The 25,908-nt window shown below is 70.4% G+C and carries 23 protein-coding genes; 9 read left to right on the plus strand and 14 right to left on the minus strand.

The annotated features are described in order from the left end of the window. Positions 1-75 precede the first annotated feature (75 nt). The 3 genes from ACLFOB_RS04770 to ACLFOB_RS04780 all read left to right on the plus strand — a co-directional run bounded on the left by ACLFOB_RS04770 (position 76) and on the right by ACLFOB_RS04780 (position 3,801). The gene (locus tag ACLFOB_RS04770; RefSeq protein WP_410925173.1) at positions 76-1,233 is read left to right on the plus strand and encodes a phosphoserine transaminase; all 1,158 of its coding nucleotides are present in this window, start codon (positions 76-78) and stop codon (positions 1,231-1,233) included. 129 nt (positions 1,234-1,362) lie between these two features. Beyond that, positions 1,363-2,958, plus strand: a complete 1,596-nt coding sequence (serA, locus tag ACLFOB_RS04775; protein ID WP_410925175.1) for a phosphoglycerate dehydrogenase — start codon at positions 1,363-1,365, stop codon at positions 2,956-2,958. A 117-nt stretch (positions 2,959-3,075) separates the two neighbouring features. Further along, a complete protein-coding gene (locus tag ACLFOB_RS04780) occupies positions 3,076-3,801 on the plus strand; it encodes a metallophosphoesterase family protein (protein ID WP_410925177.1) in 726 nt (241 codons plus the stop codon). Between the two features lie 177 nt (positions 3,802-3,978). On the opposite strand, the gene ACLFOB_RS04785 is transcribed toward ACLFOB_RS04780, so the two are convergent. The 3 genes from ACLFOB_RS04785 to smpB all read right to left on the minus strand — a co-directional run bounded on the left by ACLFOB_RS04785 (position 3,979) and on the right by smpB (position 6,781). Beyond that, positions 3,979-5,163, minus strand: coding sequence for an aromatic amino acid transaminase (locus tag ACLFOB_RS04785; protein ID WP_410925179.1), 1,185 nt, complete (start codon positions 5,161-5,163; stop codon positions 3,979-3,981). After that, a complete protein-coding gene (sseA, locus tag ACLFOB_RS04790; protein WP_410925181.1) occupies positions 5,163-6,017 on the minus strand; it encodes a 3-mercaptopyruvate sulfurtransferase in 855 nt (284 codons plus the stop codon). The genes ACLFOB_RS04785 and sseA overlap by 1 nt, the downstream gene beginning before the upstream one ends. Positions 6,018-6,298: 281 nt before the next feature. Next, positions 6,299-6,781 (minus strand): SsrA-binding protein SmpB, encoded by a 483-nt coding sequence (gene smpB / locus ACLFOB_RS04795; protein WP_410917977.1) that lies wholly within the window; start codon positions 6,779-6,781, stop codon positions 6,299-6,301. A gap of 165 nt (positions 6,782-6,946) precedes the next feature. Between smpB and ACLFOB_RS04800 the strand changes: the two genes are divergently transcribed. Continuing rightward, the gene (locus tag ACLFOB_RS04800) at positions 6,947-8,296 is read left to right on the plus strand and encodes an aminotransferase class III-fold pyridoxal phosphate-dependent enzyme (RefSeq protein WP_410917976.1); all 1,350 of its coding nucleotides are present in this window, start codon (positions 6,947-6,949) and stop codon (positions 8,294-8,296) included. A 56-nt stretch (positions 8,297-8,352) separates the two neighbouring features. Here the strand turns inward: ACLFOB_RS04800 and ACLFOB_RS04805 are convergent, their stop codons facing one another. Together ACLFOB_RS04805 and ACLFOB_RS04810 are read right to left on the minus strand one after the other, a co-directional pair. Beyond that, positions 8,353-9,189 carry an NlpC/P60 family protein gene (locus tag ACLFOB_RS04805; RefSeq protein WP_410925183.1) on the minus strand — a complete coding sequence of 279 codons (837 nt, stop codon included), beginning with the start codon at positions 9,187-9,189 and terminating at the stop codon, positions 8,353-8,355. After that, positions 9,186-10,571 (minus strand): leucyl aminopeptidase family protein, encoded by a 1,386-nt coding sequence (locus ACLFOB_RS04810; protein WP_410925185.1) that lies wholly within the window; start codon positions 10,569-10,571, stop codon positions 9,186-9,188. Before ACLFOB_RS04810 ends, ACLFOB_RS04805 begins: the two co-directional genes overlap by 4 nt. Positions 10,572-10,699: 128 nt before the next feature. On the opposite strand from ACLFOB_RS04810, the gene ACLFOB_RS04815 reads away from it, so the two are divergent. Continuing rightward, entirely contained in the window at positions 10,700-11,659 is a 960-nt protein-coding gene (locus ACLFOB_RS04815) for a PLP-dependent cysteine synthase family protein (RefSeq protein ID WP_410917836.1), read from the plus strand. 144 nt (positions 11,660-11,803) lie between these two features. Here the strand turns inward: ACLFOB_RS04815 and ACLFOB_RS04820 are convergent, their stop codons facing one another. From ACLFOB_RS04820 to ACLFOB_RS04860, 9 genes are all read right to left on the minus strand, one after another. After that, complete coding sequence (locus ACLFOB_RS04820) at positions 11,804-14,146, minus strand: aldehyde dehydrogenase family protein (RefSeq protein ID WP_410925187.1); 2,343 nt, start codon at positions 14,144-14,146, stop codon at positions 11,804-11,806. A gap of 44 nt (positions 14,147-14,190) precedes the next feature. After that, positions 14,191-15,180, minus strand: coding sequence for a deoxyribose-phosphate aldolase (deoC, locus tag ACLFOB_RS04825; protein WP_410917834.1), 990 nt, complete (start codon positions 15,178-15,180; stop codon positions 14,191-14,193). Positions 15,181-15,383: 203 nt separating this feature from the next. After that, positions 15,384-16,790 carry a lytic murein transglycosylase gene (locus ACLFOB_RS04830; RefSeq protein WP_410925189.1) on the minus strand — a complete coding sequence of 469 codons (1,407 nt, stop codon included), beginning with the start codon at positions 16,788-16,790 and terminating at the stop codon, positions 15,384-15,386. Between the two features lie 99 nt (positions 16,791-16,889). Continuing rightward, positions 16,890-19,181: a ribonuclease R gene (rnr, locus tag ACLFOB_RS04835; RefSeq protein ID WP_410925191.1), complete on the minus strand. Its 2,292-nt coding sequence runs from the start codon at positions 19,179-19,181 to the stop codon at positions 16,890-16,892. Positions 19,182-19,323: 142 nt separating this feature from the next. Next, positions 19,324-20,469 carry a succinyl-diaminopimelate desuccinylase gene (dapE, locus tag ACLFOB_RS04840; protein WP_410925193.1) on the minus strand — a complete coding sequence of 382 codons (1,146 nt, stop codon included), beginning with the start codon at positions 20,467-20,469 and terminating at the stop codon, positions 19,324-19,326. Positions 20,470-20,530: 61 nt separating this feature from the next. Then, the gene (locus tag ACLFOB_RS04845) at positions 20,531-20,863 is read right to left on the minus strand and encodes a hypothetical protein (RefSeq protein WP_410916413.1); all 333 of its coding nucleotides are present in this window, start codon (positions 20,861-20,863) and stop codon (positions 20,531-20,533) included. A gap of 418 nt (positions 20,864-21,281) precedes the next feature. Further along, positions 21,282-21,632: a phosphate acetyltransferase gene (locus tag ACLFOB_RS04850; RefSeq protein WP_410925195.1), complete on the minus strand. Its 351-nt coding sequence runs from the start codon at positions 21,630-21,632 to the stop codon at positions 21,282-21,284. Next, complete coding sequence (locus ACLFOB_RS04855) at positions 21,632-21,991, minus strand: MaoC family dehydratase (RefSeq protein WP_410916410.1); 360 nt, start codon at positions 21,989-21,991, stop codon at positions 21,632-21,634. Before ACLFOB_RS04855 ends, ACLFOB_RS04850 begins: the two co-directional genes overlap by 1 nt. Next, positions 21,988-22,299, minus strand: coding sequence for an AMP-binding enzyme (locus ACLFOB_RS04860; protein ID WP_410916408.1), 312 nt, complete (start codon positions 22,297-22,299; stop codon positions 21,988-21,990). Before ACLFOB_RS04860 ends, ACLFOB_RS04855 begins: the two co-directional genes overlap by 4 nt. An 86-nt stretch (positions 22,300-22,385) precedes the next feature. On the opposite strand from ACLFOB_RS04860, the gene ACLFOB_RS04865 reads away from it, so the two are divergent. From ACLFOB_RS04865 to ACLFOB_RS04880, 4 genes are all read left to right on the plus strand, one after another. Next, entirely contained in the window at positions 22,386-23,555 is a 1,170-nt protein-coding gene (locus tag ACLFOB_RS04865; protein ID WP_410925197.1) for an MFS transporter, read from the plus strand. A gap of 108 nt (positions 23,556-23,663) precedes the next feature. After that, positions 23,664-24,686 (plus strand): aspartate-semialdehyde dehydrogenase, encoded by a 1,023-nt coding sequence (locus ACLFOB_RS04870; RefSeq protein WP_410925199.1) that lies wholly within the window; start codon positions 23,664-23,666, stop codon positions 24,684-24,686. A gap of 137 nt (positions 24,687-24,823) precedes the next feature. Next, a complete protein-coding gene (locus tag ACLFOB_RS04875) occupies positions 24,824-25,216 on the plus strand; it encodes a hypothetical protein (protein ID WP_410916405.1) in 393 nt (130 codons plus the stop codon). 253 nt (positions 25,217-25,469) lie between these two features. Then, entirely contained in the window at positions 25,470-25,850 is a 381-nt protein-coding gene (locus ACLFOB_RS04880) for a hypothetical protein (RefSeq protein ID WP_410925201.1), read from the plus strand. The last annotated feature ends 58 nt before the right edge of the window (positions 25,851-25,908 follow it).

A 25,908-nucleotide genomic window follows, 5' to 3' on the forward strand; every position in this document is an offset into this window, starting at 1 on the left:
AAAGCCGCGGCCGCGGCGTATCCGCGGCGGCGGGACACCCCTCCCCAACGAGGGGCGCATATCTGGAAGGATACCATGACTGGACCCGCCAAACCGGCCGCGCGGCCGGGAAATCCGCGCTTTTCCTCCGGCCCCTGTGCCAAACCCCCCGTCTTCAGCCTCGACAAGCTTTCCGACGCGGCGCTCGGCCGCTCGCATCGCGCTGCCGTGGGCAAGGACAAGCTCAAGGCTGCCATCGACGGCACGCGCGAGATCCTGGGCGTGCCCGAAGACTACCGCATCGGGATCGTGCCCGCCTCGGACACGGGCGCCGTGGAAATGGCGATGTGGTCGATGCTGGGCGCGCGCAGGGTCGAGATGCTGTCCTGGGAAAGCTTCGGCGCCGGCTGGGTGACGGATGCGGTCAAGCAGCTCAAGCTCGACGCCACCGTACGCGAGGCCGACTACGGCGAGATCGTGGACCTCGCCCGGGTCGATTTCGACGCCGACGTGGTCTTTACCTGGAACGGCACGACCAGCGGTGTGCGCGTGCCGAACGGCGATGCGATCCCTGCCGACCGCGCCGGGCTGACGATCTGCGACGCGACCAGCGCGGCCTTCGCGCAGGACCTGCCGTGGGAAAAGCTGGATGTCGTCACCTTCTCCTGGCAGAAGGTGATGGGCGGCGAGGCCGCGCACGGGATGCTGATCCTGTCCCCGCGTGCCGTCGAGCGGCTGGAAAGCTACACGCCGCCCTGGCCGCTGCCCAAGATCTTCCGCATGACGAAGGGCGGCAAGCTCAACGAGGGCATCTTCCGCGGCGAGACGATCAACACGCCCTCGATGCTCTGCGTCGAGGACTACCTTCTGGCGCTCGACTGGGCGCGCTCGATCGGCGGACTGGATGCGCTCAAGGCCCGCGCCGATGCCAATGCGCAGGCGGTCTGGGACTTCTGCGCCGCGCGCGACTGGATCGACAACCTGGCCGCCGATCCGGCGACGCGCTCGAACACCAGCGTCTGCCTCAGGTTCACCGATTCGCGGATCACGGACGGCGCAGCCTTCGCCAAGGCCGTCTCGAGGCGGCTGGAGGCCGAGGGCGCGGCGCTCGACGTGGGCGCCTACCGCGACGCGCCGCCGGGGCTGCGCATCTGGTGCGGCGCGACGGTCGAGCTGGCCGATATCGAGGCGATGCTGCCCTGGCTCGACTGGGCCTTCCACGCCGAGATCGAGGCGCAGGCGCAGGCCGCGTGATCCCGAGGTGCGTGCCGAGCACGCACCCTACCCCCGATCTTCCGCGAGGCGCGTCCGCCGACGCGCCCTGCCTTGCAACCCAACCGTAGGGTGCGTGCTCGGCACGCACCGCTCTTCAAGGAAACCCCAATGGCTCCCAAGGTTCTCGTTTCCGACAAGCTGTCGGACACCGCCGTGCAGATCTTCCGCGACCGCGGGATCGAGGTCGATTTCATGCCCGACGTGGGCAAGGACAAGGAACGGCTGCAGGATATCATCGGCCAGTACGACGGCCTGGCCATCCGCTCGGCCACCAAGGTGACGGCGAAACTGCTGGAGGCCGCCGACAATCTCAAGGTCATCGGCCGCGCCGGCATCGGCGTGGACAACGTCGACCGCGAGGCCGCCTCGAAGAAGGGCGTGATCGTCATGAACACGCCCTTCGGCAACTCGATCACCACGGCCGAACACGCCATCGCGCTCATGTTCGCCGTCGCGCGCCAGATCCCCGAGGCCAGCGCCTCGACCCACGCGGGCAAGTGGGAGAAGTCGCGCTTCATGGGCGTGGAACTTACGGCCAAGACGCTGGGCGTGATCGGCGCCGGCAACATCGGCTCGATCGTCTGCGACCGGGCGCGCGGCCTGCGCATGAAGGTCGTGGCCTACGACCCCTTCCTGAGCCAGGAGCGCGCCGACCAGATGGGCGTGGAGAAGGTCGAACTCGACGACCTGCTCAAGCGGGCCGACTTCATCACGCTGCATGTGCCGCTCACCGACCAGACGCGCAACATCCTGAGCCGCGAGAACCTCGAAAAGACGAAGAAGGGCGTGCGGATCATCAACTGCGCCCGCGGCGGGCTGGTGGACGAGGCGGCGCTGGCCGACCTGTTGAAATCGGGCCACGTCGGCGGCGCCGGCATCGACGTGTTCGAGGTCGAACCCGCGACCGAGAACCCGCTCTTCGGCCTGCCCAACGTGGTCTGCACGCCGCACCTTGGCGCCGCGACGACCGAGGCGCAGGAGAACGTGGCGCTGCAGGTGGCAGAACAGATGTCGGACTACCTGCTCACCGGCGCGGTGCAGAACGCGCTCAACATGCCCTCCGTCACCGCCGAGGAAGCCAAGGTGATGGGACCGTGGATCAAGCTTGCGGGGCACCTGGGCGCCTTCATCGGACAGATGACGGACGAACCGATGCAGGCGATCAACATCCTCTATGACGGCGTGGCCTCCGAGATGAACCTGGAGGCGCTCAACTGCGCGGTGATCGCCGGGATCCTGAAACGCGCCAACCCGGACGTGAACATGGTCTCGGCCCCGGTTGTCGCGCAGGAGCGCGGCATCAGGACCTCGATGACCAAGCAGGCCAAGTCCGGCGTCTTCGAGGGCTATGTGAAGGTCACGGTGGTGACGGCGAAGCGCGAGCGCTCCATCGCCGGCACCGTGTTCTCGGACGGCAAGCCGCGCTTCATCCAGATCAAGGGCATCACCATCGACGCCGAGGTCGGCCAGCACATGCTCTACACAACCAACGAGGACGTCCCCGGCATCATCGGCGCGCTGGGCAACACGCTGGGCGGCAACGGGGTGAACATCGCCAACTTCACCCTCGGCCGGAAGGAAGCCAAGGGCGAGGCCATCGCGCTGCTCTACGTGGACGAGCCCGTACCGGACAAGGCGATCGCGGCACTCAACGACACGGGGCTCTTCGGGCAGATCAAGCCGCTGGAGTTCGACGTCGCCTGAGCGAACCGCTCATCGGCGCCTTGCGGGCCTCTTCGCGCAGGCGGCGCGAGGAGGCCTGCAAGGGCCGACCGAGCGGACCCGTTGATCGCAGGCGCCGCCCATCCCACCTGAGGACGCATGACCCCCCAGCCTCTTTACGCCGTCGGCGACATCCACGGCCAGCTTGGCGAACTCGAGCGCGCGCTTGCCCTGATCGAGGCGGACGGCGGCGCCGGGGCGCCGATCGTGTTCCTTGGCGATCTGGTGGACCGCGGCCCAGACAGCCGCGGCGTGCTGGAGCGGCTGATCGGCGGGATCGACGCGGGCCGCCCCTGGACCGTGGTCAAGGGCAACCACGACGAGATGTTCGAGCGGTTCCTGACCATGAACACGCTCGACCATCACCGTATCCTGTCGCGCGTGAACTGGTTCGCCGACCGTCTCGGCGGGCGCGCGACGCTGATCTCCTACGGCGTGGACATCGACGCGCTGAAAACGCCCGAGGCGATCCTTGCCGCCGCGCGCGAGGCGGTTCCGGCCGGCCACCTGCATTTCCTGCAGACGCTGCCCACGCATCACCGCGCGGGCGACCTGCTTTTCGTGCATGCCGGCATCCGGCCCGGCGTGCCCTGGGAGCAGCAGGATCCCGAGGACTTCCTGTGGATACGCGAGCCCTTTCTCAGCCACGCGGAGCCCTTCCCGTGGCTCGTCGTGCACGGGCACACGCCGGGCGACTACCCGTCGCGTCACTCCAACCGCATCAACCTCGACGGCGGCGCCGGCTATGGCCGCCCGCTGGTGCCGGCGGTCTTCGAGCAGGGCGATGTCTGGCTGCTGGAGGCGTCGGGCCGCACCGCCTTCTGACGGCTTGCCGACAGGCAGGTTTCGTCCGGCGCAGGCGTACATCTCGTCCGGTGGCCACCTCGCCCGCTCCGCCTCGATCCGCCGGAAGAGGGTGTGCAGGTTCAGCCCGCCGGCCCCGGCCTGCGGGCGCAAGCCCGCGCCACCCGGAGGCAATCCGGACCCGAGGAGGCTGCCCGCTCAGACGCCCGCCTTGACGATCGCCTCGGCCAGTTGCGGCACGGTCCTCTCGTTGAGGCCCGCGATATTCATCCGGCTGTCGCCCACCATGTAGACACCGTGATCGTCGCGCAGTCGCTGCACCTGCTCGGGCGTGGCGCCCAGGCGCGAGAACATGCCGCGGTGCTCGGCAATGAAGCCGAACCGGTCCGAGCCGGAGCGCGCCCTGAGTTCCGCGGCAAGCTGTTCGCGCAGGCGCAACATGCCGGTGCGCATCTCCTCCAGCTCCGCCTCCCAGTCGGCGCGCAGCCGGGGATCGGTCAGCACCATCGTCACCGCCCGCGCGCCGTGGTCGGGCGGAAAGGAATAGTTCTGCCGATTGAGATAGGCGAGGTTGTCCTGCAGCGCGGCCACGCGGTCGGTGTCCTGCGCCACCGCCATCAGCGCGCCGGTGCGCTCGCGGTAGACGCCGAAGTTCTTCGAGCAGCTGGCCGCGATCAGCGTCTCGGGGCAGGACGAGGCCACCAGCCGCGTGGGCGCCGCATCGGCCTCCAGCCCGTCGCCGAAGCCCTGATAGGCGATGTCGATCATCGGCGTGGCCGAGGTCTCTGCCAGAAGCGCCACGACCTGCCCCCATTGCGGCAGCGTCAGGTTGGCGCCCGTCGGGTTGTGGCAGCAACCGTGCAGCAGGACGATGTCGCCCGGCCGGGCCGCCGCCAGATCCTCGCGCATCCCCTCGAAGTCCACCGTGCAGGTGGCGCTGTCGAAATAGCGGTAGGGCACCGTCTCGATCTTCAGGTGCCTGAGGATCGACAGGTGGTTGGGCCAGGTCGGATCCGAGACGAAGACGCGCAGGTCGGGCCTTGCCATCCGCGCCAGTTCGAAGGCCTGCCGCACCGCGCCCGTGCCGCCCGGCGTCGCGGCAGAGGCCACCTGCGCCCGCGTCACCGCGTCACCAAGCACCAGTTCCACCATCGCGTCGTTGAAGGCCGGATCGCCCACCAGCCCGACATAGGCCTTGGTGGTCTGCTCCTCCCACAGGCGCTTCTCGGCGGCCTTGATCGCGCGCATCACCGGCGTCACGCCTTCCGGGTTCTTGTAGACGCCCACGCCAAGGTCGATCTTCCCCTCGCGCGGGTCGTCTGCATAGAACTTCATCAACTCGATGATCTTGTCGGGCGGTTGCGTGCTCAGCGTCTCGAACATCAGGCCTCTCCGGTCGCGACGGGCAGGGTCGGGAAGCGGCCCCACTCGGCCCAGGACCCGTCGTAAAGCGCATGGTCGGCCTTGCCCAGCCGGGCCAGCGCCAGGTTTATGATCGCCGCCGTCACCCCCGAGCCGCAGGTGGTGATCGCGGGCTTCGACATGTCGACCCCGGCCGCGGCGAAGGCCGCGCGCAGCCCCGACTCGTCCTTCATCGTGCCGTCCTCGTTCAACAGATCGCCGTAGGGCAGGTTCCGCGACCCGGGAATGTGCCCCGCGCGCAGCCCCTCGCGCGGCTCGGGCGCCTCGCCGCGGAACCGTTCGGGCGACCGTGCGTCCAGGATCTCGTGGTCGCCCAGCTTGGCGGCGGCAGAAACCTGGGTCACGTCGCGCACGAGATGGTTCTGCCGGCGCGCGGTCATGTGCCGGTCGCGGATCACCGGCTCCATGTCCTCGACCGGCCGACCCTCCGCCTGCCACTTGGGAAAGCCGCCGTCGAGGACGGCCACATCCTCCTTGCCCATCAGCTTGAAGGTCCACCAGACACGCGGGGCCGACAGGATGCCCGCACCGTCGTAGACCACCACTTGGTGCCCGTCGCCCACGCCCATCGCGCGCAGGCGGCTCATGAACTTCTCCACAGGGGGCGCCATGTGCGGCAGGTCCGATCGCGCGTCGGCGATCTCGTCGATGTCGAAATACCGGGCGCCGGGAATATGCGAGGCCTCGTATTCGGCGCGCGCGTCGCGGCCCATGGCCGGCAGGTACCAGGAGCCGTCGATCACCCGCAGGTCCGGGTCGTCCAGATGCGCGGCGAGCCAGTCGGTCGAGACCAGCACCTTCGGATCGTCTGTCACCCTGCGCCTCCCTCTGCACGGGACCGTGGCATCTGCCTACGACAGCGGCAGTCGCACGGCAAGGGCGCCGCCCGGCGCCAGGGCACGCAGCCGCCGGGTCCGGCCCGGACCTGCCAATGCGCACACTGCGGTGGACCCATCCGACTCCATTGCCGGGCGCAGCCCGATGAGCACCCCGGTCCTTCTTCTTGGTGAAAATATCCCCTCGCAGATCGCATTGCCGCCGACAGGCGGCCCCAGTGAAGGTGTCGCGGCGCAGCCGCGTCCGCCAGGCAAACGTCTCAGCCGTGCTCCTTCAGCAGCCGTGCCTTCTGGCGTTGCCAGTCGCGCTTGGCCTCGGTCGCGCGCTTGTCGACCGTCTTCTTGCCCTTGGCGATCCCGATCTTCAGCTTCGCGATGCCCTTGTGGTTGAAGTAGAGCACCAGGGGCACCAGCGTCATGCCCTTGCGCTGCGTCTCGTTCCAGAGCCGTGCAAGCTCGCGCCGGTTGACCAGCAGCTTGCGCCGCCGGCGCTCTTCGTGGCCCCAGGTCTTCGCCTGCTCGTAGGGCGCGACATAGCTGTTGACGAGCCACAGTTCGCCGTCGTCCACGGTCGCGTAGCTTTCGGCGATGTTGGCGCCGCCCTGGCGCAGCGACTTCACCTCCGAGCCCTGCAGCACGATCCCGCACTCGAGGTCCTCCTCGATGGCATAGTCGAAGCGGGCGCGGCGGTTCTCCGCCACGACCCTGTAGTTCCTGCTCGCGGTGTCGGTCTTTCTGGCCATGAACGCGTCATGTAAGCGTTGCGGGGCGCGCTGTCCAACGGCCTTGCGCGGTGCGAGCGGGGAGAATGGGTATTTCCGGACCATTGAAAAAGCGGGCGCGCGCTGCTGGACGGTGCCGCTGGCGGTGGTAGGATTTGATCAAATCCCGCTTTCGGAGCCAGGCCCATGAAGGACGACAATTTTCTCAGGGAGAACAACGCGCGCCATCTGTGGCACCCGATGGGCCATCCCGGCGCGGCGCAGACCGACGCGCCCAGAATCGTCCGCAGCGCCGAGGGCGTGCGCATCACCGACATCGACGGGCACTCCGCGGTCGATGCGGTGGGCGGCCTCTGGTGCGTGAACCTGGGCTATTCCAACGACAAGGTGAAGGAGGCCATCGCGCGCCAGCTCCACGAGCTGCCCTATTACTCCGCCTTCGCCGGCACCACGAACCCGCCGGCGATCGAGGCGAGCTGGGCCGTGCGCGAATTCTTCGCCGAGGACGGCATGGCGCGGGTGTTCTTCACCTCGGGCGGCTCCGATTCGGTGGACACCTGCCTGCGGCTGGCGCGGCAGTATCACAAGCTGCGGGGCGAGCCCGGGCGCATCAAGTTCCTGTCGCTGAAGAAGGGCTATCACGGCACCCACTGGGGCGGCGCGAGCGTGAACGGCAACGCGCGTTTCCGCACCGCCTACGAGCCGATGCTGCCGGGGTGTTTTCACCTGCCCAGCCCCTACACCTACCGCAACCCCTTCGACGAGAGCGATCCCGAGCGGCTGGCGCAGCGGATCGCGGCGGCGATGGAGGACGAGATCGCCTTCCAGGATCCCTCCTCCATCGCGGCCTTCATCATGGAGCCGATCCAGGGCGCGGGCGGCGTGATCGTTCCGCACGAAAGCTTCATGAAGCTCATGCGCGAGATCTGCGACCGGCACGGCATCCTGATGATCTCGGACGAGGTGATCACCGGCTTCGGCCGGACCGGCGACTGGTCGGGCGCGCGGCACTGGGGCGTGCAGCCCGACATGATGAGCATCGCCAAGGGCATCACCAGCGGCTATTTCCCGGTGGGCGCCGCACTGGTGAACGAGAAGGTGGCCGAGGTCTTCGAGAAAGCCGAGGCCGAGGGCGCGATCTATCACGGCTACACCTACTCGGCGCATCCGGTGGGCGCAGCAGCCGTTGTGGCCTGCCTGGAGGAGACCCTGCGCCTCGACACGAAGAGCAACGCGGCGGCGCGGGGCCGTCAGCTTCACGACGGCGTCCGCGAGCTTGCGGGCCGGTTCGACATCATCGGCGACGTGCGCGGCGGGCATGGGCTGATGACCGGAATCGAGATCGTCTCTGACCGGGCCGCGAAGACACCGATGGACGCAGGCACCATGAAGCGCGTGCATCAGGCGACTTACGAGGCCGGCGCGATGGTGCGGCTGGGGATGCACAATATCCTGATGTCGCCGCCGCTGACGATTTCGGAGGCAGAGGTGAACACGATCCTCTCGGCGCTGGAGGCGGGGTTTTCCGCGGCCTGAAGCGCTACGACCGGGGGCGGGGGCAAGCGGTTTGCAAACCGCTTGCAAGGCGCTTTTCAAGCGCCTTGCCCCTCTGCCCGGAGCCGGCGGCGCGCGGTGATCGGTCCGTCGCCCTGCGCCGCGATCCGCGCGGTCGCCTCCTCTATCCGCTCCACGCTCACCGCCATATGGTGCGCGTTGGCATGGATCAGCGTCCCGGCATCGCGCACCAGTGCCACATGCCCCTTCCAGAACAGCAGGTCGCCGCGGCGCGGCGGCCCCTCGGCCTCGGCGCCCAGCGCCGCCTGCATGTCGCTGTCGCCCGGACAGGCGATGCCGCAGGCGAGCAGCGCGGCCTGCACCAGTCCCGAACAGTCGATGCCGTCGGCCGAGTTGCCGCCCCAGAGGTAGGGGGTGCCCAGAAGCCGCTCGGCCACCGCGACCGGATCCGTCTCCGGCACCTCCAGCGGTGCGAGATGCACGACCGGCACGAAGCCCAGCGGCGTCGCAGCAAAGCGGCCCTCGGTCGCGGTCACAGTGAGCCGCGAACCAAGGCTCAGCGCCATGGCTTCGCGCCGCTTCATGTCCGGGGCAGGATAGACATGGGTGGCCCGCGCCGCGACACGATGTGTCGGGGTCCCCGCCCCCCTCACCGCCGCCGCGTCCAGATAGCCGACGTAGCCGTCCTTTTCCGCCTGCACGAAGGCCCAGCCGTTGCGACGCTCGTAGACCGTGACCGCCTCGCCCAGCAGAAGCTGGCGGTCGCGGGCGCCGTCCGGCGCCGCCAGCAGATCGGCCACCGGCACGGCGACCGTCGCAGCCTCCCCCTCGACATATCGCTCTGCCGCGACCCAGCCCTTCAGGTGCGCGGCCGCGACGCGCCCGTTGGCGGGCGTGAGCCGCCGGTCGGTCACAGGCCGAGCGCCCCCGGCAACGCCCCTCGCAGAGCCCGTGCCCCCTGCATCAGCCCGCCCTTGGCGCGTCCGGGCGCCGCCTGCGGCTGCCAGGCGTAGATGTCGAAATGCGCATAGGCGCCCGCGCCCTCCGCGAAGCGGCGCAGGAAGAGCGCGGCGGTGAGCGCGCCGCCCAGCCCGCCCGAGGGCGCGTTGTCCAGATCGGCGATGCCGGGCTCGATCATCGCCTCGTAGGGCGCGTGGAACGGCAGGCGCCAGACCGGGTCGGCCCAGCGCGCGCCCGCCTCCGCCAGCCCCTGCGCCAGCGCGTCGTCGTCGGTGAAGAAGGGGGCAAGGTCCGGCCCCACGGCCACCCGCGCCGCGCCGGTCAGCGTCGCCATGCTGATCAGCGCATCGGGTCCCTCCTCGCAGGCCAGTGCCAGCGCGTCGGCCAGCACCAGCCGCCCCTCGGCGTCGGTGTTGTTGACCTCGACCGTCAGCCCCTTGCGCGAGGTCAGGATGTCGCCGGGGCGAAAGGCGTTGCCGGCCACCGCGTTCTCGACCGCGGGGATCAGCACGCGCAGCTGCACCGGCCAGTCCTCTGCCATGATCATCTGCGCAAGACCCAGCACGGTCGCCGCGCCGCCCATGTCCTTCTTCATCAGCCCCATCGCCTGCGCGGGCTTCAGGTCCAGGCCTCCGGTGTCGAAGCACACGCCCTTGCCCACAAGCGTCAGCCGCGGGCCGACATCGCCGTGCCGGATATCGATCAGCCGTGGCGCCTCGGCCGCCGCGCGGCCCACCGTGTGGATCAGCGGCAGGTTTCCGGACAGCAGGTCGTCGCCGCGCGTCACCTCGATCCGCGCGCCGAAGCGCGCGGCCAGGGCCGCGGCCTCCGCCTCGAGCGCGGCGGGTCCCATGTCCGCGGCCGGCGTGTTCACCAGATCGCGGGTCAGCGCCTCTGCCTCGGCCAGCGTCTCGATCCGGTCGGGGTCGACGCCTGCGGGCGCGACCAGCCGCCGCTCGGGGCGCTCGGGGCCCTCGCGGTAGCGGGCGAAAGCATAGCCCGTGAGCAGCCAGCCCAGCGCCTCGGTCTCCGCCACCTCCGCCGGCAGCCCCTCGGCGATCCGCCAGTCGCCGGGCGGCAGGGCCTGTGCCACGGACGCCAGCGGAAACCGCTGCCGTGCCCGCGCGGCCCCATCGCCATAGCCTGCGACGGCACCGGCCAGGCCGCCCTTGCCCGGCAGCAGAACCACCTCGCCCAACCCGGCCCTGAAGCCCTGAGCCTCGACCCAGGCGCGATGCGCGGCCCCCGGCCCCGCCAGCCAGTCGCCCAGCGCATCGGTGCCGAGCAGGGTCAGTGGCAGGGCGCTGGCGTCGTCGGGCGCGAAGCGAAGCGGCATGGCGGATCCTTTCCGGGACGTTTCGCGGCGCAGACTAGGCCGGCGCGCGGGCAAGGTCCACGGGGCCGGCGCAAGCCGCTTGTCCGCCCGTGCCCACCCCTCTAGCCTCGCCGTGCGGAGGGACCGCGATGCAAGCGCACCACGGAATCAGCGATGCGATCGGGCGCACGCCCGCGGTCTGGCTCGACCGGATGGTTGCCGCACGTGGCCTCCGGGGCCGCATCCTCGCCAAGCTCGATTACCTGAACCCCGGTTTCTCCAAGAAGGACCGCGCCGCCAGGGGCATCCTCGATCTTGCCGCGCAACGCGGAGAACTGACGCAGGGGCAGCCTGTGGTCGAACTCACCTCCGGCAACATGGGCACCGGCCTCGCCATCCTCTGCGCCGCCCGCGGCCACCCCTTCGTCGCGGTGATGAGCCGCGGCAACTCGCCCGAGCGGGCACGGATGATGCGCGCACTGGGCGCCGAGGTGGTGCTCGTCGATCAGGCCGAGGGCTCCCAGCCGGGCGAGGTCTCCGGCGCCGACCTCGCGCTGGTGGAGGAAGAGACCCGGCGCCTCACAGCCGCGCGCGGCGCCTTCCGCGCCGACCAGTTCCGCCATCCCGGCAACGCGCTCGCCCACGAACGCACCACGGGCCCGGAACTCTGGGACGACGCGGGGGGCACGCTGACCGCCTTCGCCGATTTCGCGGGTTCGGGCGGCACCTATGCGGGCACGATCCGCGCGCTCAAGGCCCACGCAGCCGACCTGCGCGGCTACCTTGTAGAGCCAGAGGGCGCGGCCGCCCTCTCCGGCGCCAAGGTCACCCGCCCGGGCCACCCCATCCAGGGCGGCGGCTACGCGATGCGCGACCTGCCGCTGCTGCAGGGCGCGCCGGTCGACGGCTACCTTACTGTCAGCGGACAGGCGGCCCGCGCCACCGCCCGCGCACTCGCCCGCGAAGAGGGCATCTTCGCCGGCTTCTCGGCCGGCGCCAATGTCGCCGCCGCGCTCGACCTGCTCGCGGGCCCCGAAGCGGGCGGCACCGTCGCCGTCATCATCTGCGACAGCGGGCTCAAGTATCTCTCCACCGATCTCTGGCCATGAGCCTGCGCGGCGCCGCCGCCCGCCCGGCACCCGACCCTAGTCCTTCCTCTTGCCGGAAATACCCTCGGGGGGTGAGGCGGCGAAAGCCGCCGAGGGGGGCAGACAGCCCCCCTTGCCACCGCCGCCGCAGCGCGCGCCCCGGGCTCACTCGCCCCAGGGCACCCAGACCGTCTTCACCTCGGTCGCGGCCTCAAGGAACGCAACGCTCTCGCCCGCAGCGCCGGCCCAGTCCCGCGCGCGACCGTGGTTCACCCAGGTACGCTTCAGGTTCCCCGCGCTCTCGCGCTCGATCGCGCCCGAGACATCCGACGACGAGAAGGACCAGACCGCCTCGACGTCCATGTGCGCCGCCAGCACCGGCGCCAGGTCCGCATGCGTGCCGGTCAGCACGTTCGCCACCCCTGCCGGCACGTCCGAGGTCTCGAGCACCTGGCAGAAATCCGTGGCTGCCAGCGGAAAGGGCTCGGATGCGATAGCCACCACCCGGTTGCCCATCGCCATCGCCGCACCCAGGCAGGTGACGAAGCCCAGCAACGGCGACTCGTCCGGGCAGAACACCCCGATCACCCCCACCGGAGCGCGCATCGCCAGCGCCGTGCCCCTCAGCGGCACGGGCTTCGTCCGGCCCTCCCACTTGTCGGCCCAGGCCGCCCAGTGGAACAGCCGCCCGACCGAGGCCTCAAGCTCTGCGGCACCCTCGCCCGTGCCGGTCATCGCGTCGAGCCGGTCCGCGATCTCGGCCGCCCGCGCAGACAGGTTCTCGGCCATGTAATAGATCACCTGCGCGCGGTTGTAGGCGGTGGCCTGCGCCCAGCCGTTGGCCTTGCGCGCCGCCTCCACCGCGTTGCGCACGTCCTTTCGGCCGGCCGCCGGCACCTGCGCCAGCAGCCGGCCGCCGGCGCCGAAGACATCGCGCGCATACCCGCCGTCGGGCCGCACCTGCCTGCCCCCGATGTAGAGCTTGGCGGTCCGGTCGAGGCCCTGCTGGCCTGCCTCGCCCGTCATCGGCGCGACGGGCACGAGCGGCTTTGTTTCACCGCCGTCCTTCGTATAGGCCAGCATCCCCTCCCAGCCGCCTTCACGGTCGAAGCCGCTTTCGCGCAGGCCCCCGAAACCCGCGGCGGCATCGAACATGTTGGTGCCGTTGACCCAGATCACCCCGGCCTCCAGCCGCGGCGCGACACCGAGGGCAAGGTTCAGGGTCTCCGACCAGACCGAGGCGGCGAGCCCGTAGCGCGTGTCATTGGCAAGCTGCACCGCCTCCTCAGGCGTGCGGAAGGTGCCCGAAACCAGGACAGGGCCGAAGATCTCCTCCTGCATCAGCGGCGAGGCGGGCGAGAGCCCGGTGATCAGCGTGGGCGGGTAATAGGCGCCCGTCTCGGGGATCGGGCAGGCCGCGTGCCAGACCTCTCCCTCGCTCTCCTGCGCGACCATCCGGGCCACGCGCGCGCGATGTGCAGGGTCCACAACCGCGCCCACGTCGACGGCCTTGTCCAGCGGATCGCCCACGCGCAAGCGGTCCATCCGGGCGCGCAGCTTCGCGTGAAAGAGCTCTGCCACCCCCTCCTGCACCAGCAGCCGCGAGCCCGCGCAGCACACCTGCCCCGCGTTGAACCAGATCGCGTCCACCAGCCCCTCGACCGCCGAGTCGAGATCGGCGTCGTCGAAGACGATGTAGGGCGACTTGCCGCCCAGCTCGAGCGTCAGCGCCTTGCCCGTGCCGGCCGTCGCACGGCGGATGCGGCGCCCAACCTCGGTCGAGCCGGTGAAGGCGATCTTGTCCACGCCGGCATGGGCCACGATCGCCTCGCCCACCGCCCCGTCGCCGGTGACGATGTTCACCACGCCCTCGGGCAGCCCGACCTGCCGGCAGAGTTCGGCGAAGCGCAGCGCGGTCAGCGGCGTCCACTCCGCGGGCTTCAGCACCACCGTGTTGCCCGCGGCCAGCGCCGGCGCGATCTTCCACGCCAGCATCAGCAGCGGGAAGTTCCACGGCACGATCTGCCCGCAGACGCCCAGCGCCACGCGCCCCGGCATCCCGGAGGCCATCAGCTGCGCCATCCCGGCGTGGTAGGAGAAATGCCGCGCCACCAGCGGCACGTCGATGTCCCGGCTCTCGCGGATCGGCTTGCCGGTGTCGAGAGTTTCAAGCACCGCGAAGAGGCGCGCCTGTCGCTGCACCCCGCGTGCCAACGCGTAGAGATGCCGCGCGCGCTCGTGCCCCGACAGCGCCGCCCAGCCGGGCTGCGCCGCCTTTGCCGCCGCCATCGCCGCGTCCACCTCCGCCGCGCTCGCCTGCGTCACCTCCGCCAGCACATCGCCGGTGGCGGGGCTCTTCGTCGCGAAGGTCTCGCCCGGCTCGGTGAACCGCCCGCCGATGAAATGCCCGAAGCGCCCGCCGTGCCGCGCGATCCAGTCCAGCGCCTCCGCCGCGCTCTCGGGCGCCGGACCCCACTCCATCGTCTCGAAAATCCCGCGCACCTGCATCTTTCAATGGTCCTCAAATACCCATGCGGCCGCGCCGCGCGCGCTCAGGCCGGAGCGTGCCGCCAACCGGCCGAATAGGCGCCCGTCACATGGTGTTCCAGCTGCCGCTCGATGTCGCCCAGCAGCGAGGAGGCCCCGAAGCGGAAGAGCGCGGGATCGAGCCAGTCGCGGCCAAGCTCCTCCTTGACCAGCGCGAGCCAGGTCAGCGCGTCCTTGGCGGCCGAGATGCCGCCCGCCGGCTTGAAGCCCACCTTCGCGCCGGTGCGCGCGTGGTAGTCGCGGATCGCGCGCATCATCGTCAGCCCCACGGGCAGCGTGGCGTTCACGCTCTCCTTGCCGGTGGAGGTCTTGATGAAATCCGCCCCGGCCATCATGCAGACGAGGCTCGCGCGGGCCACGTTGCGCAACGACCCCAGCTCGCCGGTGGCGAGGATCGCCTTGACGTGCGCCGTGCCGCAGGCCGCGCGGAATTCGGCCATCTCGTCGTAGAGCGCCTCCCAGTCGCCGGTCAGCACATGGCGGCGCGAGATCACGACGTCGATCTCCCGTGCGCCCGCCGCCACGCTCTCGCCGATCTCGGCCACCCGCAGGCGGAAGGGCGACAACCCCGCCGGAAAGCCGGTGGAAACCGCCGCGACCGGCAGGCCCGAGCCCTTCAGCGCCGCAACCGCCGGCGCTACCATCTCGTGGTAGACGCAGACCGCGCCGACAGTCAGCCCCTCCATGCCCAGCGCCTCCAGCAGATCGGCCCGCACCGGGCGGCGCGCCTTCGCGCAGAGACGCGCGACGCGCCCCGCGGTGTCGTCGCCCGACAGGGTGGTCAGGTCGATCAGGCTGACAGCCTTGCAGAGCCAGGCGGCCTGATGCGCCTTCTTGACGGACCGCCGACCCGGCAGGCTCGCGCAGCGCCGTTCGATCGCCGAGCGGTTCGCCTGCACGCCGCGCAGCCAATCGAGGTCGAGGGGCATGCCCGCGTTGCGCGCACCCACGGCCTGCGGCAGCTGCACGGCCTTGTGGCCTGCCGTCGTGCTCATGCCTCACCTCCCGGATGACCGCGCAACGGTCGCATGCACCTGCGGCCTTGACAAGAAGCGCCCGCGCAGCATTCGGGGGCAAGGGCCTTCCAAGGCCCTTGCAAACCCCTTTTCAAGGGGTTTCCCCGGCGCGCGGCGCAACCTCAGCGCTTGCCGGACATGCCTTGCTTCCCGGGCGGTAGGGCTGCGTGACAGGCGCCACTCTAGCGCAGCCGGTCGAGCAAGGCGGGCGAGGCGTAGCCGTCCGGCGTCAGTCCCTGCGCCGTTTGCCACGCGCGCACGGCAGCTATGGTGAGCGGACCCACCTTGCCGTCGATGCCGCGCGTGTCGAAGCCCGCCGCCGTCAGGCGGCGCTGCATCTCCTTGCGCTCGTCGTATGTGAGCGCCCGGTCGCCGTGCGGCCAGCCGCCGCGGATCGGCGGCCCACCGGCCAGACGGTCGGACAGGTGGCCGACCGCGATAACGTAGGCGTCGGCGGTGTTGTAGCGCTCGAGCACCGCGAAATTGTCGAAGATCAGGAAAGCCGCGCCCTGCGATCCCGCAGGCAGGAGCACGGAAGCCTGCCCGTGATCGGGCACCGGGCGTCCGGCCATGTCCACCACGCCCAGAGCGGCCCAGTCCGAGGGCAGTTTCGTGATTTCCCGATCGGAAAGGCTGTAGTCGAAGCCCTCCGGCACCCGCACTTCCACGCCCCAGGGCTGCCCCTTTTCCCAGCCGTGGTGCGCCAGGTAAGCCGCGGCGGAGGCCAGCGCATCGGCCGGGTCGCCGCCCCAGATGTCGCGCCGCCCGTCGCCGGTGAAGTCCTGCGCATGCTCCAGGTACGATGTCGGCATGAACTGCGTGTGGCCCATCGCGCCCGCCCAGCTTCCTGTCATGCGCTCGGGCGTCGTGTCGCCCGCCTGCAGGATCTTCAGCGCCGCGACGAGCTGTTGCTCGAAGAAGGCGCCGCGCCGACCGTCGAAGGCGAGCGTTGCCATCGCCTCGATCACCTTCGTCTCGCCGCGGAAGGCGCCATAGGCCGACTCGAGCCCCCAGATCGCCGTGACCACCTCCTTTTCGACGCCGTAGCGCGCCTCGATCCGCTCCAGCACCGCGCCGTGGTCGCGCAGCGCTGCGCGGCCGTTGGCGATGCGCGTGTCCGACACGGCAGTGTCCAGATAGTCCCAAAGCGTTCGGGTGAATTCGGCCTGGTTGCGATCACGCTCCACGACTGACGCATCGTAGCGCAAGCCGTGCAGGGCGCGGTCGAGCACCGCCTGCGAAATACCGGCGGCGCGCGCGCGGCCACGGAAATCGGCAAGCCACGCTTCGAACGGAGCCTGACGGTTGGACACGGGCATCGGCGCCTCCGTCTCGGGCGCGGTCTCGGGCGCGGCGGCGCGGGTGCGGTGCAGCAGCGCGTCGGGCCGTGCGGCAGGCCGCAGCGAACGCCCGGGCAGGACGTAGACCGCCTGCCGCGCGACCTCCGGCGCGCCGCCAGGCCCGAGTTCGACGGGCCGAAGCTCGGGGCGCGGAGAGCGCTCCAGCGCGCTTGCCGCCTGGGGCAGCATGGGGATCGCGATGATGGACAGGAGCGCGGCTGCGCCGGCGAAGCGGGAACGTCGGGTCATGTCTTTGCCTGCTCGGTCGGTAGCGACGTTTTCACGCAGTCTATCCGCTCTGCCCGGATCGCGAAACCCTGGACCGCAGCCAGCCCGCGCAGCGGCGGGTCAATGCCGCTTGCGGGTGACCTTTCGGGCGCTCTTTGCCGCCTTGCGCACGCGTTCGCCCCTGGCCGCGCCTGCTGCCGCCTTGCGCTTGGCCTGTGCGGGCTTGCGGCGCGGCGAACGGCCAGGCCTGTCGCGCGGTCCGGGCATCGGCTCGTCCTCCAGCTCCAGCAGCTCAAGCGCGAGTCCGCCTGTCACCGGAGCCGCCTCGGCCAGCCGCACGGTCACGCGCTGGCCCGGCTTGATCACGGTGCCGGTGTCGGCCCCCATCAGCGAGTCGCTCTTCTTGTCGTAGACGAAATATTCGCGGCCAAGGTTGCGCATCGGGATCAGCCCGTCGGCGCCCGTCTCGTCGAGCTTCACGAAGGCGCCGAAGCGCGCCACGCCGCTGATCCGCCCGGTGAATTCCGCGCCCACGCGGTCCGAGAGATAGGCGGCAAGGTAGCGGTCCGTGGTGTCCCGCTCGGCCGCCATCGAGCGGCGCTCGGTTTCCGAGATATGCGTGGCGGTCCCCTCCATCACCTCGATCTCGTCCTTCGAGAGGCCGTCGTCGCCCCAGCCGTGCGCGGTGATCAGCGCGCGATGCACGATCAGATCCGCGTAGCGCCGGATCGGCGAGGTGAAATGCGCGTAGGCCTGCAGCGCAAGGCCGAAGTGGCCGAAGTTGGCGGGCGAGTAATAGGCCTGCGTCATCGAACGCAGGGTGGCCATGTTGATCAGTTCCGCTTCGTCCGAGCCGGCCGCCTGATCGAGCAGGCGGTTCAGATGCTCGGTGCGCAGCACCTGCCCCTTGGCCAGTGTGAATCCGGCGGCCTGCGCCGTCTCGCGCAGCGCGTCCAGCTTCAGCGGATCGGGCTCCTCGTGCACGCGGAAGAGCAAGGGTGATTTCTTCGCGATCAGCGTCTCGGCGGCGGCGACGTTGGCCAGCACCATGAACTCCTCGATCAGCCGGTGCGCATCCAGCCGGTCGCGGAAGCTGACCGAGACCACCTTGCCCTCGTCCGACAGCACCACCCGGCGCTCCGGCAGGTCCAGGTCGAGGGGCTGGCGCGTCTCGCGTGCCCGCACCAGCGCCCGGTAGGCCGCGAAAAGAGGGTGGATCACCTCGTCCAGCAGCGGCCCTGTCGCCTCGTCGGGCGCGCCGTCCTCGGCTGCCTGCACCTGCCGGTAATTCAGGCTGGCGGCCGAGCGCATCAGGCCGCGCACGAAACGGTGCCCGATCTTGCGGCCGTGGCCGTCGATCTGCATACGCACGGCGATCACGGCCCGCGGCACGCCTTCGTGCAGCGAGCACAGGTCGGCCGACAGCCGTTCGGGCAGCATGGGCACCACGCGGTCGGGGAAGTAGCTGGAGTTGCCGCGCTTGCGCGCCTCGCGGTCGATCGCGCTGCCGGGCCGGACGTATTGCGCGACATCGGCAATCGCGACCCAGATCACATGCCCGCCCTCGTTCTTCGGGTCGTCGTCGGCATGGGCCCAGACCGCGTCGTCGTGGTCGCGCGCATCCTCGGGGTCGATGGTGACGAGCGGCAGGTCGCGCAGGTCCTCGCGGCCCGAAAGCCCCGCGGGCTTGATCCGGTCCGCCTCGGCCAGCACCTCCTCGGGGAACTCGTGCGGGATGCCGTGCTGGTGGATCGCGATGAGCGAGACGGCCTTCGGCCCCGAAGGATCGCCCAGCCGTGCCACGATCCGCGCCCGCGGCAGGCCCATGCGTCCGCGGGAACCTGCGTGCTCGGCCTCGACCAGTTCGCCGTCCTTCGCGCCGTGGGTGGCATCGGGCGCGACGGTCCATTCCTTGCCGTCGCCCTTGTCGATGGGCAGGATCCGGCCGCCCTCGGGCCCCTTGCGGAAGATGCCGAGGACACGGCGCGGCGTGGCGCCGATGCGGCGGATCAGCCGCGCCTCGTAATTGTGGCCCTCGGCCTTCACCGGCGTGAGCTTGGCAAGGATGCGGTCGCCCGCACCCAGCGCCGGGTCCGTCTCGCGCGGGACCACCAGCACCCGCGGCTCCACGCCCTCGCCGTGCCATTCCAGCGGGCGCGCGAAAAGGTCGCCTTCGGCATCCGGCTCCGCCACTTCCAGCACAGTCACCGGCGGCAGGCGGTCGGGGTCGCGGTAGCCCTTCTTGCGCTTCTCGAGATGTCCCTCGTCCTCGAGTTCCTTGAGCAGGCGCTTGAGCTCGATGCGCTCGGCGCCCTTGAGCCCGAAAGCCTTGGCGATGTCGCGTTTCGAGGTCAGGGTCGGGTTGTCCTCGACCCAGCGCAGGATGTCGTCCTTGGAGGGCAATGTGGCCATGCGCGCCGCCTACCACGCGGCGCAGGCGGCGTCATCGCGAAAAGCGCGCAACGCGTCCGCCCGCGAATTTTCGATCGAAAATTCGCGGGCGCATCATCACGATCAGACAGAAGATTTTTCGATCGAAAAATCTTCGGCCGCGTCAGGCGAAATAGTCGCGCAGGATACGCGCGTAGATCGCCTTGAGCGCGACCACCTCGGCCTCGGGCACGTGTTCGTCCACCTGGTGCATGGTTCGCCCGGTCAGACCGAACTCGACCACCGGGCAGTGATCCTTGACGAAGCGCGCGTCCGACGTGCCCCCGGAGGTGGACAGCTCCGGCCGCACGCCCGTCTCCGCCGCCACCGCCGCCACCACAAGGTCGGACAGCGACCCCGGCGGCGTGAGGAACGCCTCCCCGGAGAGCTTGATCTTCGTCTCGATCCCGACGTCGAACGCCGCGGCCACTTCCGCCGCCTGCGCCTCCAGCCAGCGGGTGAGGCTCGCTCCGCTGTGGGCGTCGTTGAAGCGGATGTTGACCGTGCCCCGGCAGCTTGCCGGGATCACGTTGGTCGCCGGATTGCCCGTGTCGATGGTGACCACCGCCAGCGTCGAGGGATCGAAATGCTCCGTTCCCCCGTCCAGCGTGGCCGAGGCGAGGCGGTCCATCAGCCGCGCCATCGCGGGCAGAGGATTCCGCGCGCGGTGCGGATAGGCCGAATGCCCCTGGACCCCCGTCACGGTGAAGAACGCAGAGAGCGAGCCGCGCCGGCCGATCTTCACCGTGTCGCCCAGTCGCTCGCGGCTGGTGGGCTCGCCCACCAGGCAGACCGACATCGATTCGCCCTGCGCCTCCATCCAGTCCAGCAGCGCCTTCGTGCCGTCCAGGGCCGGCCCCTCCTCGTCGCCGGTGATGGCGAGGATCACCGCGCCGTCCTCGGGAGGCGTCTCGGTCACGAAGTCTATGGCAGCCGCGGCGAAGGCCGCGACGCCCGACTTCATGTCTGTCGCGCCCCGGCCCCAGAGCTGGCCGTCGCGCCGCTGGGCGCCGAAGGGCGGCACGCTCCAGGCTTCCGCGTCACCCACCGGCACCACGTCGGTATGGCCGTTGAAGCCGAATCGGCGCGCCGCGTTCTTTGGCCCCCAGCGGGCGAAGAGATTGGCCACGTCGCCACGGTCGGCGCGGTGACACTCGAAGCCCGCGGTCGAGAGCCGTTCGGCCAGCAGGGTGAGCGCGCCGCCCTCCTCGGGCGTGACGGAGGGGCAGCGGATCAGATCGGCAGTCAGCGCTATGGGATCGGTGGGCATGAGGGGCACTCCTTGCGCGGCGGAGTAGCCCGACCGGCAGACGGGCGCAAACCCCGGCCTCTCAACCGGACGCGTCCCCGTCGAAGAAGGGCGTCACCTGCGCGACGATCACCGCGTTCTCGGCCGCCGCGCGGGCCATCAGCGCGGCTTCTTCGGCATCGATCTCGTGCCCCTGCGCGCGCCGTTCCTCGGCGGTGCCGTAGCCTGTGACATCGAGCACCGAGAGCCCCGCCTGTTTCAGGATCGCCACGGTTTCGCGCACGGCCTCTGCCTCGGCCACGCCACCGGCGTAGCACAGAAGCGCCGCGCCGGTGGCACCCTCGGGCAGCCCGTCGCCGGGCTTGCGGCCCGCCTCGACGAGCAGGGTGAAGACAGGCTGATCCTTCGCGGCCATGCGCCCCTCCTTAAGGGTGCGGAGGGCGCGGGGCCAGCCCTGCCGCGACTCCGGCCCCGACCGAACATGAATTCTGGTTCAGATGGCGGGGACGCTGCCGGGCGCTGCCATGGCTGCGGTCTTCGCCTTTCTGAGCGCGCGGCTTCGCCGTCCTGCCCCCGATCTGCCCGGTCATGGCGCGGCGGCAGTCGAGCCCTGCGGGCCTTCCGTCAGGCCGGCGCCCGGACCGCCGGACGCGGTTCCCAACCCGGCAACGGCACCCGCGAGCGTCAGCGAGCCCCCGCCGCGGCGCGGGGCGAGGCGTCAGCCGAGCCCATCTGCAGATCCCGGTCGGGCCTTCCTGCAGCCCGCTGCGCCCGACCCGCAACCTGTCGGCCCCTCCGGCGCGCTCGGGCAGCTCCTCCACCGCCGCGCGCCATCACCGCCCGCGGGCCAGCACCAGCGCGCGGCCCTCGCAGACCAGGGTGCCGCCGTCCATGCGGACGCTGGCCCAGAGATCGACCAGCGCCTTTTCGGGCCGCACGCGCGTCACCTCGACCCGCGCGGTCAGCGCCTTGCCGATCGGGACGGGCTCCAGGAACTGCAGATCCTGCTTCAGCCAGTTGGTGCCATGCCCCGGCAGCCGCGTCCCCAGCAGGCAGGAGATCAGCCCGCCGATCAGCGGCTCTGGCACGTTCTCGCGCACGCCGGTCCCGGCGAGATGCGACAGCGCCTCGACATCCGCGCGCGAGAAGATGCGCGTGAGTTCGGCGCTCGCGCCAATCTCCATCACTGCACCTCCAGCTCGCCGATCAGCAGCTCGCTGTCGTCGATCCGCCGGATCGCGCGCAGCAGGATCGGCGCGCCCTCTTCCTCCTGGGTCACCTGCAGCAGCACCTCCTCCCCCGCGTAGCAGGGATTGGGAAAGACCAGCATGTGCAGCTCGGGCCGCGCCATCGGCCGTTCCTCGCGCAGCATCGCCCAGAGCCGGGCATAGATCAGCATCCCGTGCGCCACGGGCCGGGGAAAGCCGCCGATCGCATAGACCCCGTCGTCCAGATGGATCGGATTGTCGTCGCCGCTGATCCGCGCGAATTCGGCGAATTCCGCGTGGCTCGGCGTCCAGTGCGAGACGAGGTTCAGCGTCATTGCAGGCCGCTCCCCAACCGGTCCTTCAGGGCGGGCTCGCGGACCTTGCCGGAGGCCGTGCGCGGACACTCCTCCAGAACGGTGAAGCCCCGCGGCACCATGTATCCGGCAAGCCGCGCCCGGCACCACTGTGCGAGCGAACCGCCCTCGATGCAATGCCCCGCGCGCGGCTCGACCAAGGCGTGGCCCACCCCGCCCCGGCGGTCGTCGGGCACGGGGATCACCGCGGCCTCGGCCACAGCCGGGTGGCCGCAGAGCCCGCGCTCGATCTCGCCGGGCCAGACGTTCCCGCCGCTCGAGACGAACATCTCCCTGAGCCATCGCCGCCGGTCAATCGCTTGCGGCCGCCGCCCGCGCGTGCCAACGAACGCCGGCACAGGGCGGAGGGGACGACATGCGGCTGGGTCTGGCACTACTGGCATTGGCCTATGTCTTCAGCCAGTTCTTTCGCGCCTTCCTTGCCGTGCTGGCCGAGCCGCTGGCGCGCGACCTTGGCGCCACGCCGGACGATCTTGCCCGCGCCTCCGGCCTGTGGTTCCTGACCTTCGCGGCGATGCAGGTGCCGGTGGGCTGGGCGCTGGACCGGCTGGGGCCGCGGCTGACCTCGTCGGTGCTGTTCCTGCTGGGCGGCGCGGGGGGCGCGGCGCTCTTCGCCGTGGCGCAGTCGCCCGCGCAGGTGTCCATGGCGATGGCGCTGATCGGCGTGGGATGCTCGCCGGTGCTGATGGGCAGCTACTACATCTTCGCGCGCAGCTTCCCGCCCGCGGCCTTCGCCACGCTTGGCGCGCTGATGATCGGCGTGGGCTCGGTCGGAAACCTTGCCGGGACCGTGCCGCTGGAGATGCTGGTCGAGGCGGTGGGCTGGCGCGCAACGCTGGCGGCCCTTGCCGGCGTGACCGCCGTGCTTGCGCTGGCGATGTTCGTCTTCGTGCAGGACCCGCCGAAACTCGACACCGAAGCCAAAGGCGGCCTGCTGGACCTGCTGCGCATTCCGGCGCTCTGGCTCATCATGCCGCTGATGCTGGTGAATTATGCGCCCGCGGCGGGGCTGCGCGGGCTCTGGATCGGCCCCTACATGGCCGATGTGCAGGGCATGACCGCGGGCATCGCGACGCTGGTCATGGGGCTGGCCATGATCGCCGGCACCTTCGCCTACGGTCCGCTGGACCGCTGGCTGGGCACGCGGAAATGGGTGGTGGTCGGCGGCACCGTGATGGGCGCGGCGGGCTGCCTTGCACTCTGGGCCGCGCCGCGGGCCGATTTCTGGACCGCCGTCGCGCTGTTTTCGGTCGTGGGCTTCTTCGGCATGGCCTATCCGCTGATGATGGCCCATGCGCGGGCCTTCGTGCCCATGCACCTGGCGGGGCGGGGCGTGACGCTGATGAACCTGTTCAGCATCGGCGGCGTGGGCCTGTTCCAGATGGTGACGGGACGGGTGCACACCGCGGTCGCCGCCGGCACGGACAGCGCCGTGGCGCCCTATACCGCGCTCTTCGCGCTCTTCGGGGCGCTGCTGATCGCGGGGCTTCTGCCCTATCTCTTCGTCCGCGACAGGCTGGACTGACGCCGGAACGCCGCGCACCGCCCCCTTTCGTCGCACTTGGGCTTCCTGTATGAGGCCTGCGCGCCGCGCGCCCGCGTCGGGCAGCGCAGGCAAAAAAGGGAGCCAGTCATGGGCTACAAGGTCGCCGTCGTGGGCGCCACGGGCAACGTGGGCCGCGAAATGCTGAACATCCTCGCCGAGCGCGCGTTCCCCGTGGACGAGATCGCGGCGCTGGCCAGCCGCCGGTCGCTGGGAACAGAGGTGAGCTTTGGCGACCGGACCCTCAAGACCCGGGATCTCGACGCCTTCGACTTCGCCGGCTGGGACATCGCGCTCTTTGCCATCGGCTCTGACGCCACGAAAACCTACGCGCCCAAGGCCGCGAGGGCCGGCTGCGTGGTGATCGACAACTCCAGCCTCTACCGCTACGACCCGGACGTGCCGCTCGTCGTGCCGGAGGTGAACGCCGAGGCGGTCGAGGGGTATGCGAAGAAGAACATCATCGCCAACCCCAACTGCTCCACCGCGCAGATGGTCGTCGCTCTCAAGCCGCTGCACGACCGGGCGCGCATCAAGCGGGTGGTGGTCAGCACCTATCAGTCCGTCTCCGGCGCCGGGAAAGAGGGGATGGACGAACTCTGGGACCAGACCAAGGCGATCTACAACCCGACCGACGAGATCGCGCCGAAGAAGTTCCAGAAGCAGATCGCCTTCAACGTCATCCCGCACATCGACGTCTTCATGGAGGACGGCTCCACCAAGGAAGAGTGGAAGATGGTCGCGGAGACGAAGAAGATCGTCGATTCCTCGATCAAGGTCACGGCGACCTGCGTCCGCGTGCCTGTCTTCGTCGGCCACGCCGAGGCGATCAACCTCGAGTTCGAGGACCATCTCGACGAGGACGAGGCGCGCGACATCCTGCGCGAGGCGCCCGGCATCATGGTCGTCGACAAGCGCGAGGACGGCGGCTACGTCACGCCGATCGAATGCGTGGGCGATTTCGCCACCTTCGTCAGCCGCATCCGCCAGGATTCGACCATCGACAACGGGCTGAACCTCTGGGTCGTCTCGGACAACCTGCGCAAGGGCGCGGCGCTCAATGCCGTGCAGATCGCAGAAGTGCTGGGCCAACGCTGCCTGAAAAAGGGCTGAGCCGCGGAAATCGTCACGGAAATGCAGCGATCGCGCGGCGGGGCGGCCCCCGCCGCGCGATGTCCTGTCTTTCGCCCCGTTGACGTGCCACGCTGCCCCATTGTCGGCGGGATCACCCACCGGCGGAGGCCCCCAGAATGGCCGGTGAGAGAATGGCCGGGGACAACGAGGCGAGAGCAGACGACATGACCCAGCGCATCACCGCCGGCGCGGGGGACAGCGAACTTGCCACCCGGTGGCGCACCGGCCCGGAGATGGACAGCGAGACGGCGATGCAGCTGCGCGCGGCTCTTGCGCCGCTCTTCGCGCAGGCGCGAAGCTGGCAGGAGTTGCGCGCGGGGCTGGCCACCAAGGGTCTGCACCTGGCGATCCGGGGCGGGCGGCTGACGGTGATCGAGACCTCGGGCGGCGCGCAGCTCTGCACCGCGCGCTGGCTGGGCACGCCGCTGGCGACACTCTCGGCCCGTCTGGGCCGGCCCTGCGTCAAGGCGCTGCCGGGCTCCGGCGCGGCGGGCGAAGTCCTGAACTGACCGCGCAGAGCGGGCGGCCCCGTCTCCGGATCAAGAATATGAAGCCTGCCGACAGGCGAGCAGCGGGCTTGCGACGATCATGCCGTCCGGCGCGCACCTGCAGTGCTGTGGAGCCGGTCGCGCTGCCGAGCCGGTCAGCCGATACGCTGCATTCGCCGCGGATTCGAGCGGAAAAGCCGGCCGGGGGCAACCATTCGTCAAGCGGCAGGCGCCAGAGTGGGCGCTCGCGGGGGCGGGACAAGGGGTTGGGAACATGGCGGACCCGATCGTGCTGTCGCGGGAGGAACCCGCGCTGATGGATCATGCGCGCGTCTCGCGGCTTTTCGCAGAGCTCGGGCCGGAGGCGGCCGGGGCGGTGGTGACGCGCGCGCTTGAAGAACTGGCGGTGCGCCTCGCCCGTCTCGGACGTCTGCGGCGGCAAGGCGATATGGCGTATCTGCGCAAGACCGCACGCGGCCTGGCCGCGATCGCGGACGAACTGGGCATGGCGGCGCTGGCCCGCGTGGCCCTCGATGTCACCGCCTGCGTCGATACCGGCGACGATGTGGCCCTCGCCGCGGTGCTGTCGCGGCTCGAACGGCTGGGCGAACGCTCGCTTCCGGCGATCAGGGAGGAGGCCGCGAGACGCGGCTGAGACGCTGCCGCCACGGGACGGTGACGGCACGGCGCCATGCCGCTAGGCTCGCGCCGAA

Source organism: Rhodosalinus sp., from assembly GCF_046542825.1.
Classification (GTDB): Bacteria; Pseudomonadota; Alphaproteobacteria; order Rhodobacterales; family Rhodobacteraceae; genus Rhodosalinus.